Origin of the sequence: Nocardia jejuensis NBRC 103114 (genome assembly GCF_001613145.1) — a bacterium.
Lineage (GTDB): Bacteria > Actinomycetota > Actinomycetes > Mycobacteriales > Mycobacteriaceae > Nocardia > Nocardia jejuensis.
The window spans coordinates 142,234-156,314 of sequence record NZ_BDBU01000024.1; the positions used below are offsets into that span (position 1 = coordinate 142,234).

Consider the following 14,081-nt stretch of genomic DNA (forward strand, 5'->3'; position numbering starts at 1 on the left):
CATGAATGGCGCGGACCAAATTTCGGCCCGCGCCACTCCACGTTAGATGCTCCGCCTCACTCCTCGTCGGGAGCATCGGGGAAGGCCTGCTGCGTGTAACCACCACGCAGCGTCCCTTCCAGGTAGGCGGCCTTGCACGCGCGGCGCGCGATCTTGCCGCTGGAGGTACGCGGAATCGAACCGGCCGGTACGAGCAGGATGTCGCGCGCGGTGACACCGTGCCGCGACGAGATCGCGCCGCGCACGGCGTCCGCGATCGGGCCCGGATCGGCCTTGCCCGCGCCCGGGCCGCGCTCGGCCACGATGACCAGCTGCTCGGAGGCATCGTCGACGTCGTAGCTCAGACCCGAATGGCTGTCCTGCGCAAAGACTTCCGCCGGAAGCTGGTTGGCCGGAACGGCGAACGCGGCGACGAAGCCGGGACGCAGCGCCTTGGAGGACTCCTGTGCGGAGAACTCGATGTCCTGCGGGTAGTGATTGCGGCCGTCCACGATGACCAGGTCCTTGACGCGACCGGTGATGTAGAGCTCGCCGTCGACGTAGACGCCGTAGTCACCGGTGCGCAGCCAGTTGCCGTCGGCCGGAACACCCTCGGCGTGGCTGCCGGCCTCGACCCGGTTGACCAGCCGGTTACGGAAGGTGTTCTGGGTTTCCTCGGCGCGACCCCAGTAGCCGATGCCCATGTTGTTGCCGTGCAGCCAGATCTCGCCGACCCGGCCCTCGGGCAGCTCGACCGCGCCGTCGGGACTGTCGATCGACTCCTGGTCCACGATCGCGGCCCACTGCGAGAGCGCCACGTACCCGCAGGAGACCTGCGCGATGGCGTTCTCGTGTCCCTGCTCGACCTTCACCATGCGACCGGCGTTGAGCTCGTAGCGGTCGACGTAGATGTGCTTGGCCTCGTCCTCGTGCCGGGTGGCCGAGACGAACAGGGTGGCCTCGGCCATGCCGTAGCAGGGCTTGATGGCCGTCTTGGGCAGACCGTACGGCGCGAACGCCTCGTTGAACTTCTTCATCGAGGAGGTGGTCACCGGCTCGGAGCCGTTGATCAGGCCGATGACGTTCGACAGATCGAGCGTCTCGTCCTTCTTGGGCAGGCCGCGCGCGGCGGCGTGCTCGAACGCGAAGTTCGGTGCGGCGGCGAAGGTTCCGGCGCCGTCGGACACGGCGGCCAGCTCGTTGATCCACCGCGAGGGGCGGCGCACGAACGAGGCCGGCGACATGATGGTGATGTACTTGCCGCCCACGGCGGGCAGGATCACCGTCAGCAGACCCATGTCGTGGTACAGCGGCAGCCAGGTCACGCCACGCGAATTCCAGTTCAGATCCAGCGCGTTGACCATCTGCAGGACGTTCGTTCCGACCGCGCGATGGGTGATCTCGACGCCCGCCGGGACGCGTGTCGAACCGGAGGTGTACTGCAGGTACGCGATATCGTCGACCGCGATATCGGGGCGGATCCACGACTCGCCCACGCTGTCCGGAATGGCATCCACCGCGATGATGCGGGGACGCTGCGCCGCGGGCAGCGACCGGAAGAACTGGCGGACACCGGCCGCGGATGAGCTGGCCGTGAGGATCGCCGAGGGCGTGCAGTCACCGAGCACGGCGTGCAGACGATCGGTGTGACCCGGCTCGTCCGGATCGAACAGCGGCACGGCGATGGTGCCCGCGTAGATGGCAGCGAAGAAGGAGATGACGTAATCCAGGCCCTGAGGAGCCAGGATCGCGACACGGTCACCCCGCTTGGTGACCTGCTGAAGTCTGGCGGCCACCGCGCGCAGCCGAGTGCCGAACTGGCTCCAGGTCAGGTCTTGATACTCACCGTCGCGCTCACGTGAGTAGTCGATGTAGCGGTACGCCAGATCATCTGCGTCGTTACCGTGGGTGTGCGTCTCGACGTAGTCGACGAGGGTTCGCCCCTCGGGAATCGTGATGTTCCCCGTTTCGTCGAGGTAATCGTCGAAAGTCTCGTCCATTCCTTCTTCTCCTCCGAGGCACACGCGGCATGCGGCAATGGCCGCTGATACCTGTGAGGCCCCGACTCTCTTCGCCCGCGGGAGCTCCATGCGAGAGCCAACCTGCAGAAATGTGTTGCGGTCTGCGCGGTGACCGTCTATTGGCTACATGTTCTCAAACCAGGGACATGTTACAGAGGAGCCGCCTGGCCATGCTCCGGAGCGGCCGAACATATCCCAGCTCACTCGACCCGCTTCACCGGGATCACCGGCGCGAATACCTCCTTGCGGACAGGGAATACCCCCGCCTCGGCACATGGATGTGAGTTGCCGCACGAGCCGGGTCCGATGGGCGAGGCCCATCGGTGTGCCGATAACCACGCGAGACGAGTACGCGGGGGTAGGACACACACCGGCCACCGGGTGCGGCGAAGTCGGGTGCGGAGTCCACGGCGCGGCCGGCGCACGGTGGCGGCGAAGGCTCGCCCGCACCGTTACGACTGCTGTCATGAACACCTGCTCCTGACTGTCCGGATGATGCTGCGGCACCGCCCCGGAAGGGGCCGGTGGCGCAATCTCGGAGCACTTTACAGCGTGACCCCGAAACTGGGGGGTCGGTCGTGACTCACGGGTAAGGAACGGCTCAGGAGTGGGCCGGATGCGGGGCTTTCTCGATCAGCCCGGCGGCCCAATCGACCGTCCACCGGGTGGCGGTGGTGCCGTTCTCGTCCACCTGGAAGGTGTTGTAGAGGCTGTGCACCGGATTGCCCGCGGCCTGCACCAGGGTGTTCACGCTGCCGAGGATGTTCAGCGGGTTGAGCGCCTGATTCGGGGAGTCGCAGACCATGTCGCCGGGCGCGCAGATGGTGAAGGTGCGATCGGCCAGCGGACCGAAGCCCGAACGCGGCCCGGTCATGCTGATGCCCGGCACGTTCAAGCCCTTGAGCGCGACCTCGGCGCCGACACCGGCGGGCGAAGGGCCGATTTCGGTGGCCTGGCCCGGTTGCGCCACATCGCGACGGCCGTCGGCGATGGTGACGACACCGAGCACCTTGGCCGCCGGGACCGGCCCCTTGCCCTCGCCGATCTGCGCGGCGATATCGCCCGCGATCACCGCGCCCTGCGAGAAACCCGCGAGAACGTATGTGGTGAGCGGACATTCGCGGAAGGTGGCGGCCAGCTTGTCGGTGCCCCGCTTGGTGCCCTCGGAACGGCTGTTGTTGTACGAAGCCTGACCGTCCGGCGGCAGCGCGATCGGATTGGAGAACTGCGCCACGTACGGAACCGTGTAGACCTCGAGCCGCTCGTTCGGGAACTGCGCCCGGATCGGGTTGCTGATGTTGAGCATGAGCGACGCCGGATTCGCGGTCGGGTTGTACGGATCGTCGTTGCTGTTCGACTCCCAGGTGCCCGGCACCGACATGAACAACACGTCGGGACAGGTCGCCGGCTGCGAGGTCGGCTCCTTGGGCGGCGGCGGCTTGGATCCGGGCAACTTCAGCCGGCCCGCCAGCAGGTACCACAGCAGCACCGCCACGATGATCGCGATCACGACCAGCGCGACGAGCAGCAGGCAACCCGCCGGCTTGGACCGGCTTCCGGAGCGGCGTCGGGTGGTCACTTGTTACAGAAACTCGAGGTCGCGACGTCGACGTAGACCTTGCCGGCCTGCTCGACCGACATCTTCGACTCGTCGAAGGACGGATCGGAACCGGCGATGGCGGTCACGTAGGTCAGGATCTGATCGTCGGAGGCGCCTTCGGCCTTGCCCTGGCACACCAGATTCGCCGCGGTGAGGGCGATATCCGAGGCGGCCGGGGTGATGCCCTTCTTCTTGAGCTCCTCGAGGAAGGTCTTGTCCCGGTCGGTGAGCGCGGGCGAACCACTCGGGGTGGTGATGAACTGGCTCGGTACCGGCGCCGGGCGCTCGGTCGCGCTGACCGACGGCACCGATTCCGACTGCGGTGCGGGCTGACCCGAGGACGGCGCGTCGCCACCCGGCGTGGCCGCCGCGCTGGTCTTGGTCGTGGTGGGAGTCAGCGTGGGCGTGCTCGTCGCGGTCGAGTCGTTGTTTCCACAGGCGGCGAGCAGTCCGGCGGCGGCGACGGCGGCCACCATGCCGAATACCTTTCCACGGGTCCGATGCATTTATTCGATTCCTTGATCTGTCTGCGGGCGCAAGGTCGCACCCAGGCTAGCGGCAAGCCGCGTCCCTGGGGTTCCCTCGCAAGCTAACCTCATGCACTTCTCAGACCGAATCAGTTCGGGCGGACATCCGGCCCGAGCGCCGGAATGGGCAGCGGCAGGCCCTCGACCGGCAGCGGAAGACCCTGAACCGCATCCGGTGTCGCGGCGGCCGCGGGCGCGGGTTCGGGCTTGGACACCTCGCCGGGCAGCGGGATCGGCCTGCCGTCGAGCGTCGCCACCAGGGTCCGGCCGTCACGCAGGGTGATCGAGCCGCCCTGGAACATCTGCTGGGTGCCGCCCGCGCCGGGGCCCTCGTCACCGATCGGATAGCCGAGTGCGCCGTTCTCGAATCCGAGCGCGCCCCACGCGTCCATGACCGGGCCGTTGCGCACGCCCCAGGCGCCCGAGAGCGGACTCCAGTAGATGCTGCCGCCCTCGAACCTGCTGTAGCGGCCCAGATCCTTCAGCGGCGCTTCCTCGGCCACCGGAAAACCGAAGGCGCTGTTCTCGAATCCGAGCTGCGAGTACTTGCCCAGGATCAGGCCCTGCACCAGATGCGCGCCGGTCGCGGAGCTGAAGTACATCGGCCCGTGCTCGAAGCCCTGGACCACGCCGTCCCGGTTGGGGGTCCGCAGCTCCTGGCTGTTCGGGTAGCCCGCCGCGCTCGCCTCGAACCCCTGCTTACCCCATTCGTCCAGGATCGCGCCGCGCACCATCTGCGCGCCGGTCTGGGGTGTCCAGTAGATGGATCCGCTCTGGAAACGCTGCCAGCGCCCGCGGCCGTCGGGCAGTTGCTGCTCGCCGCCGACCGGGAAGCCCAGGCCGCTGGCCGGGCCGCTGAGTCCCGCGTAACTGCCGCCGATCGCGCCCGCCACCGGCATCGCGCCGGTCGCCGGCGAGAAGTAGACCTGACCGCCGCGGAAGTCCTGCCCGACGCCGCCGGACACCGGATACTCACCGGTGAGGCAGTCGCCGAGCCAGGTGTTGCCCTGCACCAGCGGGCCGATGGCGCCCCCGGTGCGGCAGTCCGAGGCGGCGGTGTCCACCCCGAGCGCGGTGGCGGTCTGCGCCCAGGACTGGCGCATCTCGAAATCCCAGTACGGCCATGAATGTGTGCCGGACGGACGGTAATTCACCGAGACCGGAATGCTGAGCTTGTTCAGCTTGGCCACGAAGTTCTGGGAACTCAAGCGGGACAGCACCTCCAGGCCCATGCCCGCGTAATTGGTGCTGATGCCCGGGATGTCGGACTGCGCGTCGCTCGCGCCCGCGGTGCCGCTGCCGCTGGAGACGTACAGGCTCAGGCCCTTGAGCTTGTCGGCCAGCTCGTACGGATCGTGTTCCTTCCACGCCGGGCTGCCCGGCGGGCCGAACATGGCGTCGGAGTCGAAGCCGCCCGCGTCGTGCATCGCGAAATCGACCATCTGCGGCATGCCGAGCGTGGTGAGGGTGAGGAAGCCGGAGTAGGACGCGGCGTGCCGGACCCAGCCCGGATTGCGCGCGGCCAGCATCATCGCGGCCGTGCCGCCCATCGAGAGCCCGGACACCGCACGGGCATTGGTGGCTCGCCACTGGCTTTCCAGCAGCGGCGGAAGTTCCTTGGTGAGGAAGGTTTCCCACTTGTAGTTCTGGCCGTTGGCCGGTTGCAGCCAGTCGGTGTAGAAGCTGGACTGCCCGCCGATCGGCAACACCACGGTGAGGTTCTTGTCGGCGAAGAAGCCCGCCGCGCCCGCGTCCTTGGTCCAGCCGCTCTCGTCGTCGGTGGCCCGCAGGCCGTCGAGCATGAACATGACCGGGAACCTGGCATCGGGTTTGGCGTGCCAGTCGCGGGCGAGCAGCAACTGCACCTCGACCGGCGCTCCGGTCGCGGGCGAGTTCACCCACAGCGACACCCGGCGATCACTCAGCCACACCATCTTCTGGATGGACGCGGGCGCGGTCTCGGCCTCGGGTGCGGCCCCCGCCGGGGGTATACCCGTGAAGGTGCCCGCAGCCAGCGGAAACAGCACAGCTGCGGCGATCGCCGAACATAGTCGGCGCGCTCGTTTCGTCCCACCAACAACTCTGACCACATATGTGTTGTACCCCCGGAATGCCGAAACTCCGGGACGACGCGCGCAAACCAGCAAACGGTCAGCACATCGTCTCCGGAGCTTCGGCGATCGGCCCGGGGGCCCTCACGCGGGGAGAATCAGCGGTCACCTCCGCGAACGATGGACAGGTTCACGCGCCCAGGGCCGCCAGAATCTCGGGACGCGCGATTCCCAGCTGGTCCTGCCAGTAGCCCCACGAATGGGTCCCGCGCATCGGGAGGCTGTAGTGCGCCTTGATGCCGAGCTGATTGAGACGGGCCATGAACGAGACCGTGTTCACCATCGACAGCGCCTCGAGTGCGACGGCGTTGACGGTGTTGAAGGCGCTGCGGTTCTCGGTGTCGTCGTGCACGCCGAGAATTCCCCAGGACGCCGAGATGAACAGCGGCAGGTTGCGCAGCTGGGGTGCGAAGACGAACGGGTCCATCCGCAGCCAGGCCGGACTCCACGGCTCGGCCATCGAGTCCACGTTGAACCGGCCGGCATCGAGCATGGCGAGGCGGATCGCCTCGCGCATCCCGGGCGCGGAGATGTTCAGGTACCCCGAGAACGCGGACGCGTGCTTGAACTGATCGCGGTGATAGGCGGCCAGTGCGAGCGCGGCCGAACCGCCCATGGACAGACCGGCGATCGCGTTGTTGGTTCGCGAGACGCCGTAGCCCTCCAGGAACGCGGGCAACTCCTCGGTCAGGAAGGTCTCCCACTTGTAGGTGACCTTCTGGCCGTTGGTGCTCGAGGGCGAACGCCAGTCGGTGTAGAAACTGGACTGACCGCCGACCGGCATCACCAGGGTGACGTTGTCCTGGGCGAACTGCTGCAGCGCATTGGTCTCGAAAGTCCAGGCGTTGAAGTCTTCTCGCGCGCGCAGGCCGTCGAGCAGGTACAGCGCGCCGTTGCCGCCGTGCGCGGCCCACTGCACCTGCACCTTCACCGGTCCCATGCTGGAGGGGACCATCAACTCCTCGAAACCACCCTCGGGCGTGCGATGCAGCGGATGCACCGGCGCGGCGAGGGCGGGGGCCGCGAGGCCCGGCAACGCCGCCAACGCGGCGGCGAGCACGAGCACGCGCCGCCATCCACGAAATCTTTGCTGCCGCTTAACTATCCGAACCGTGCGTGGGCATGACTCGCCCTGTGCTGTCATGAGATTGGACTCCTGAACCGCAGGGGAACGCTTCAAACGTGACGGGCGTCACGGACGCGGAGCACTCTACCGGCGCAGCAGGGTTAACTGGCGAGTATCTGCGTTCAGCTGGCGTGTGTCTCGGCCTTTCCGTTGCCGAAGGTGATGTACCCGTGCTGGAAATTCTGCCGAGCCCCGCCCGGTATGGGAGTTTCGTCGCTTATCGGAAAGCCGAGCGCCCCAGCCGGTCCCGCCGCACCCTGGTACGCGCCGGCGATCATGCCGCCGACCGCGTGCGCGCCCGAGTCCGCCGACCACAGCACCCGCCCGCCCCGGAAGTCCTGGGCCACACCACCGGCCACCGGGAACTCACCGGTGAGGCAGTCGCCCAGCCATGATTTGCCCAGGGCCGCAGTCACAATCGCACCGGCCGCGGCACAGTCCGGCTTGGCGGCCTCCACCCCCAGGGCGGACGCCGCCTGCGGCCAGGACTGGCGCATCTCGAAATCCCAGTACGGCCATGAATGTGTGCCGGACGGACGGTAATTCACCTGGATCGGAATGCTGAGCTTGTTCAGCTTCGCCACGAACTGCTGCGACGAGAACCGCGAGAGCACCTCCAGCGCCATGCCGACCCAGTTGGTGCTCACGCCCGGAATGCCGCGCGGAATGTCTCTGGCTCCAGCCAGTCCACTCCCACTGGACACGTAGAGACTGACCCCCTTGAGCCGCTCGGCCAGTGCGTACGGATCGTGCGCGGCCCATTCCGCGTCGGTGGCCGAGCCGAACATGGCGTCCGAGTCGAACCCGCCGGCGTCGTTCACGGTGTACCGAACCGCCTGCGGCATACCGAGAGTGGTGAGGGTCAGCAGACCCGAGTAGGACGCCGCGTACCGCGCGAATCCGGGATTGCGCGCCGCCAGGCTCATGGCCGCGGTGCCGCCCATGGACAGCCCCGCCAGGCCGCGCACGGCGCTCGTGCGCCAGTCGTGCTCCAGCAGCGGCGGCAACTCCTTGGTGAGGAATGTCTCCCACCGGTAGGTCCGGCCGTTGTCCCCTCGCCGCCAGTCCGCGTAGAAACTCCCCGCCCCGCCGATCGGCAATACGACAGTGATGTTCTTGTCCGCGTAAAACGTTTCGGCCCCGGCGTTCTCGGTCCAGCCGCTCTGATCATCACCGGCATGCAGCCCGTCGAGCATGAACAGCGTCGGGAATCTACTGTCCGGCTTGCTGTTCCATTCCCTGGCCAAGAGCAGTTGCACCTGGATCTGAGTTCCCATGGCAGGCGAATCGACCCACAGCGCCACCCGTCTCTCGCTCAGCCACACCACATTTCGGATCGCCGGCGTGGATTTCACCGGCGCCGCACCAGGTTCGGCGAATGCCGTTCCCCCCGTCGCCCCTGTCAGAAGTACCGAAGTGGCCGCCGCGAGCGCCGCGATCCCGCGACGCCCCCGTCTCCCCCGTCTACCGATCGCCACACGTGTCACAGTCATTTTCTACCGCGCCGAGGGGGTTCATGGGGAGCCACAACGAAACCGGCCACCCCGTAGGGTGGCCGGTTTCGGTACTCCAGCAGCGCTTTTCGCGTCTGCGCCCTATCGAGGGCTCAGGAGTTCAGAGCGTTCAGAATGTACGGGCGAGCCTTCCACAGCTCGGCTTCCCAGTTCTTCCAGTTGTGCACACCGGCAGCCGGGTAGTCGTAGACCGCGTTGATGCCGAGCGAATTGAGCCGCTGCTGGAACAGGCGGGTGGTCACCATCGAGATGGCCTCGATGCCCATGGCGTTACCGGTGTTGAAGACACCGATCGCGGAGTTCGGCGCATCGGCCGCACCCGGCAGGCCGCTGGCCGAGGAGATGTACATCGGCAGGTTCTTCAGTTGCGGCGCGAAGACGGCGGGGTCCATGCGCAGCCACGCCGGGCTCCACGGGGCAGCCATCGAATCCACGTTGAAGCGACCGGAATCGAGCATCATGACGCGAATCGCTTCACGCATACCCGGCGCGTTCCAGTTCAGCGGACCCGAGAACGAGGACGCGTGCTTGAACTGATCGCGGTGGAACGCGGCCAGGCGAAGCGCGGCCGGGCCGCTCATCGACAGACCCACCACGGCGTTGTTGGTGCGCGAAACACCGTAGCCCGCAAGGAAATCCGGAAGTTCCTTGGTCAGGAAGGTTTCCCACTTGTAGGTGTACTTCTGACCGTTGGTGTTGCTCGCGGTCGCCCAGTCCGCGTACCAGCTGGACTGGCCGCCGACCGGCATCACCAGGGTGACATCGTCGTTCTCGAACTGCTGCTGCGCGTTCGTCTCGAACGACCAGGCGTTCTTGTCGTCGCGGGCCCGGAGGCCGTCGAGCAGATAGATGGCCTTGTTGCCGCCGTTGCGCGCCCACTGCACCTGGACCTTGACCGGTCCCATGCTGGAGGGAACCATCAACTCTTCGAAGCCGCCGGCGGGCGTGCGATGCACGGGACCGAAAGCGGGGGCGGCCATTGCGAGGGTGGGAGTCGCCACTGCTGCGGCGGTCGGGATTGCCAGTGCCGCGGCGCTAGCAGCCAGAAGTCGTGCGCCCCAGCCGCGGTGAGCTCTACGGCTTCCCTCCGGCATGACGGACCTGCCGAAACGCATGGATACTGCTCCTTCTCTAACTGCTGAAGTTTTTTAGTTGTATCGCGTTCGCACGCACAGTGAAGCCACTGCGCGCAGACACGATCCGCACTCACAGCGAATCCCGACGCTTCGATGCGAGTGCAGCGCTACCACGGTTGGTTACACATGCGCTCGCTGGAGGGTATTCGACCGTCCGAGCGGTTGGCAAGGTCACGCTAATGTGTGACTGATTTCCACCATCGCAACCGACCGTAATCGTGCGGTGACCTTATCGCGAATCGCTCGTGATGTCGCGGCAACGGCTGGAAAGCCTTACGCCCGACCGATGTTCGCGAACGAAAAAACCTGAGCGCGATCGACCATTGCGCTCAGGTGTTCGAACCGGATTCGTTCCGATTCAGCCGATGTTCGCACTCATGTCCGGGAGCATCTTGTAGACCTGATCGGCCCAGTACCCCCAGCTGTGCACGCCGGCCGGCGTGTAGTCGAACACGATATTGCTCGGCCCCAGCGAGTCCATGCGGGCCTGGAAGGCACGGGTATTGGCCAGCGCGACGGTCTCGAGTCCGGAGGCATTGGTCAGGTTGAACGCGTCCAGCGGCGAGTTCACCACATCGCGCGGTCCGGGAACGCCGTTTCCGCTGGAGATCCACAGCCGGGTTCCGTTCGCGCGCAGCATCGGCGCGAAGACGAAAGGATCGTTGCGCAACCACAATTCGCTCCACGGCGGGCCCCACATCGAGTCGATGTTGTAGCCGCCGGCATCGAGCAGCGCCAGGCGCAGCGCCTCGCGCATACCGGGCGCGGAGATATTGAGATAACCGGAATATGATGCGGCATAACGGAACTGATCCGGGTGATACGCTGCGAGCACCAGCGCGGCGCTACCGCCCATCGACAATCCGAGTACGCCGTTCCCATTGGGGTTGAATCCCAGCCGGGCAGCGAGCGCATCGCGCAGATCCCGGGTCAGGAAGGTCTCCCAGGCATAGGGCGACGGCTGGCCGTTCGTGTTACTGGCCGCCACCCAGTCCGAATAGAAGCTGGACTGGCCGCCCACCGGCATGACCACATTGATGTTCCAGGCCGTGAGCACGCGCTCGATGTCGGTGTCGATCTCCCAGCCGGACAGATCATTGCGGGCCCGGAGTCCGTCCAGCGCGTAGACCACACGCTGGGTATTGCCGTCGGCCGCACGGAAGACGCGCGACTTGATCGGCCCCATGCTCGAGTCGACCCAGAAGTCGAATCCGCCGGGGTCGAAGGACGCCGCGGCGGGCGCGGCGCCACCGCCGACGGCCACCGCCATGGGAACGACGGCCACCGCCATGGGTAATGCCAGAGCGAGGGCCAGCCCCGCCACCGAGCGGCGCAGCATGGTGCGCCCCACTCGTACCGCTCCCGAACCGACCACTCGAACAGACCGCATCGACTCGCCTTTCGTGATCATCGTTGACCACACCCGAATTGCCGGAAACGCTGCCGCTCTGAAGTTTCACTACAAGTCGTTATTCGGAGCGGATGTCCGGAGAACCACGCCGGGATGCGGAATCGTGATAAGTAAGGCCCCGCCTTTCGAGGCGGGGCCTTCCGACCAGCTATTACCCGATATTCGCCGACATGTCCGGAATCATCCGGTACGCCTCGTCCTGCCAGTTGGTCCAGGCGTGCAATCCCGCGGGCGGGAAGGACCACACCACGTTCTGCGCCCCGAGGAAATTCATCTGCGCCTGGAACGCTCTGGTATTGGCCAGCGCGAGCGTCTCCAGCGGCCCGCCACGAATCAATCGATCCGCGGCCGCGCCGAGCGGGATGTCCAGATCCTGTTGCATCGGCGTGCCGCTGCCCGCCGCGATCCACAGCCGGGTGTTGTTCGCGATCAGGGTGGGGGCGAACACGAATGGATCCATGTGCAGCCACTGTGGGCCCCACGGCGGGGCCATCGAGTCCACGTTGTAGCCGCCGGCGTCGATCATGGCCACGCGGATCAGCTCGCGCATGGACGGCGCGGAGATGTTCAGGTAGCCGGAGAACGAACCGGCGTAACTGAATTGGTCCGGGTGGTAGGCCGCCAGGGTCAGCGCGCCGGAGCCGCCCATGGACAGACCGAAGATGCCGTTGCGATTCGGGTTGAAGCCCAGCCGATCTCGCAGCGCCCAGCGCAGCTGGTTGCTCAGGAAGGTCTCCCAGTCGTACCGGTAGCTCTTGCCCGGTCCGGCGCTGAGCACCTCGGTCACGCCGGAGCCGGTCTGTGCGGAGGAGCCCGCGCCGCCCGGCACGCCGAAGAACGAGCTGGGGGCGTTCCAGTCGGCGTAGAAGCTGGACATGCCGCCGACCGGCATCACCACATTGATGTTCCAGCTGGTCAGTACCTGCGCGACATTGGTGTCGATCTCCCAGCCGCTCAGATTCTCCCCGGCTCGCTGGCCGTCGAGGGCGTAGACGACGCGGTTGGTGTTCCCGTCGGCCGCGCGGAAGATACGGGACTTGATCGGACCCATGACCGGGGAGTCGACCCAGAAGTCGAAACCGCTCGGATCGAATGCCGCTGTGGCGGTACCGGATCCGGTCACTGCGACGCCGAGCGGAAGCAGCAATGATGCCGCTACTCCCAGAACCACCCGTTTGAAACCACTACCCCGCATCTCTCCGACCCTCTCGTTGGAGCTGAAACCGATCTCGCAGACAGAGAAATCTTCGAACTGGCATGCCGTGACCGCCATCGGCCGATGGCACTGTTCACGCATCATCGCTGATCCTGCGCGCAGATCGAATGACCAACTCGCCGTGTCGGTCGTGTCCCGGCCGTCGAGTCCGTAAAGAGACCTACCAGTCGGTACCGATCGCCGACCCGCAGAACGCCGACAGGCCCCCGCCTCGAAAGGCGGGGGCCTGCGGTTGCCGATGATTCAGGCGAAGCCTGAGCTATTGAAAGGGCCGGGCGATCACCCGATGTTGTTGGACAGGTCCGGAATCATCCGGTAGACCTCGGACGCCCAGTTGTTCCAGTTGTGCACACCGGTCGCCGGGAAGTCGTAGTTGACGTTGTTGGCGCCGATCGAGGCCATCCGAACCTGGAAGGCACGAGTGTTGGCCAGTGCCAGGGCTTCCAGCGGCATGCCCTGGATGACCGACATGACCGAGGTGACGTCGCCCGCGCTGGGGATGGCGCTCGCCGCGGAGATCCACAGGCGAGTGTTGTTGTCCTTCAGGCGCGGCGCGAAGACGAACGGGTCCATGCGCAGCCACTGCGGGCCCCACGGCGGAGCCATCGAGTCCACGTTGTAGCCGCCGGCGTCGATCATGGCGAGGCGGATGGCCTCACGCATGCCGGGGGCGGAGATGTTCAGGTAGCCCGAGAACGAACCCGCGAAGCTGAACTGGTCCGGGTGGTAGGCCGCCAGGGTCAGCGCACCGGAACCGCCCATGGACAGACCGAAGATGCCGTTGTGGTTCGGGTTGAAGCCGAGACGACCGCTGAGCGCGTTGCGCAGGTCCTGGGTGATGAAGGTTTCCCAGGTGTAGCGGTAGCTCTTGCCGGGACCGCCGGAGAGCAGGTTGAACGCGCCCGAACCCGAGGAGGAGCCCGAGGCCGAACCCGAGGAGGACAGCGTGCCCGAACCGGACGCGGAGCCGCTGCCGTCACCGGAGCCGAGGATGCTGCTCGCGGCGTTCCAGTCGGCGTAGAAGCTGGACTGGCCGCCGATCGGCATGACCACGTTGATATTGGCCGCGGTGAGCGCACGCGCGACGTCGGTGTCGTTCTCCCAGCCGTTGAGGTCCTGGCGGGCACGCATGCCGTCCAGGGCGTACACGACGCGCGACGTATTGCCGTCGGCCGCGCGGAAGACTCGGGACTTGACCGGTCCCATGGACGCGGAATCGACCCAGAAGTCGAAACCGGAGGGATCGAAGGCCGCGTTCGCGGTGCCGCCCACCCCTGCCACCGAAACCCCGAGGGGCATCAGCATCGCCAGTGCGACCCCGACCACGGATTTCTTGAGCCAACCGCCGTGAGATCTCTGACGTCTATCGCCTCGCATGTATTTGTCCGGCCTTTCGTGTCATCGGCTTTTTCTGTCTGCCATGTGTTCGTGACCACGGCA

At 66.4% G+C, this 14,081-nt stretch carries 10 protein-coding genes; all 10 read right to left on the reverse strand.

Translation table 11 applies throughout. The features are described from left to right. Positions 1-56: 56 nt before the first annotated feature. Complete coding sequence (gene fadD32, locus NJ1_RS19745; RefSeq protein WP_067696398.1) at positions 57-1,979, reverse strand: long-chain-fatty-acid--AMP ligase FadD32; 1,923 nt, start codon at positions 1,977-1,979, stop codon at positions 57-59. Between the two features lie 622 nt (positions 1,980-2,601). Next, the gene (locus tag NJ1_RS19750; RefSeq protein ID WP_067696400.1) at positions 2,602-3,579 is read right to left on the reverse strand and encodes a cutinase family protein; all 978 of its coding nucleotides are present in this window, start codon (positions 3,577-3,579) and stop codon (positions 2,602-2,604) included. Then, positions 3,576-4,106, reverse strand: a complete 531-nt coding sequence (locus NJ1_RS19755; RefSeq protein WP_067696403.1) for a DUF732 domain-containing protein — start codon at positions 4,104-4,106, stop codon at positions 3,576-3,578. Before NJ1_RS19755 ends, NJ1_RS19750 begins: the two co-directional genes overlap by 4 nt. Positions 4,107-4,216: 110 nt before the next feature. Further along, positions 4,217-6,154, reverse strand: a complete 1,938-nt coding sequence (locus NJ1_RS19760; RefSeq protein ID WP_245717472.1) for an alpha/beta hydrolase-fold protein — start codon at positions 6,152-6,154, stop codon at positions 4,217-4,219. A 214-nt stretch (positions 6,155-6,368) separates the two neighbouring features. Then, entirely contained in the window at positions 6,369-7,382 is a 1,014-nt protein-coding gene (locus NJ1_RS19765; protein ID WP_067696406.1) for an alpha/beta hydrolase, read from the reverse strand. Positions 7,383-7,486: 104 nt separating this feature from the next. Continuing rightward, complete coding sequence (locus NJ1_RS19770) at positions 7,487-8,719, reverse strand: alpha/beta hydrolase-fold protein (protein ID WP_067696409.1); 1,233 nt, start codon at positions 8,717-8,719, stop codon at positions 7,487-7,489. Between the two features lie 251 nt (positions 8,720-8,970). Further along, positions 8,971-9,993: an alpha/beta hydrolase gene (locus NJ1_RS19775; RefSeq protein WP_067696412.1), complete on the reverse strand. Its 1,023-nt coding sequence runs from the start codon at positions 9,991-9,993 to the stop codon at positions 8,971-8,973. A 379-nt stretch (positions 9,994-10,372) separates the two neighbouring features. Beyond that, a complete protein-coding gene (locus tag NJ1_RS19780) occupies positions 10,373-11,404 on the reverse strand; it encodes an alpha/beta hydrolase (RefSeq protein WP_245717474.1) in 1,032 nt (343 codons plus the stop codon). Between the two features lie 172 nt (positions 11,405-11,576). After that, the gene (locus tag NJ1_RS19785; RefSeq protein WP_067696782.1) at positions 11,577-12,620 is read right to left on the reverse strand and encodes an alpha/beta hydrolase; all 1,044 of its coding nucleotides are present in this window, start codon (positions 12,618-12,620) and stop codon (positions 11,577-11,579) included. 300 nt (positions 12,621-12,920) lie between these two features. After that, entirely contained in the window at positions 12,921-14,018 is a 1,098-nt protein-coding gene (locus tag NJ1_RS19790) for an alpha/beta hydrolase (protein WP_067696415.1), read from the reverse strand. Between the last annotated feature and the right edge of the window lie 63 nt (positions 14,019-14,081).

Excerpts from the sequence above, each read along its gene's own strand:
- NJ1_RS19785 (WP_067696782.1), bottom strand. The coding sequence starts at position 12,620 with ATGCGGGGTAGTGGTTTCAAACGGGTGGTTCTGGGAGTAGCGGCATCA.
- fadD32 (WP_067696398.1), bottom strand. The coding sequence starts at position 1,979 with ATGGACGAGACTTTCGACGATTACCTCGACGAAACGGGGAACATCACG.
- NJ1_RS19780 (WP_245717474.1), bottom strand. The coding sequence starts at position 11,404 with ATGCGGTCTGTTCGAGTGGTCGGTTCGGGAGCGGTACGAGTGGGGCGC.
- NJ1_RS19790 (WP_067696415.1), bottom strand. The coding sequence starts at position 14,018 with ATGCGAGGCGATAGACGTCAGAGATCTCACGGCGGTTGGCTCAAGAAA.
- NJ1_RS19755 (WP_067696403.1), bottom strand. The coding sequence starts at position 4,106 with ATGCATCGGACCCGTGGAAAGGTATTCGGCATGGTGGCCGCCGTCGCC.
- NJ1_RS19775 (WP_067696412.1), bottom strand. The coding sequence starts at position 9,993 with ATGCGTTTCGGCAGGTCCGTCATGCCGGAGGGAAGCCGTAGAGCTCAC.
- NJ1_RS19765 (WP_067696406.1), bottom strand. The coding sequence starts at position 7,382 with ATGACAGCACAGGGCGAGTCATGCCCACGCACGGTTCGGATAGTTAAG.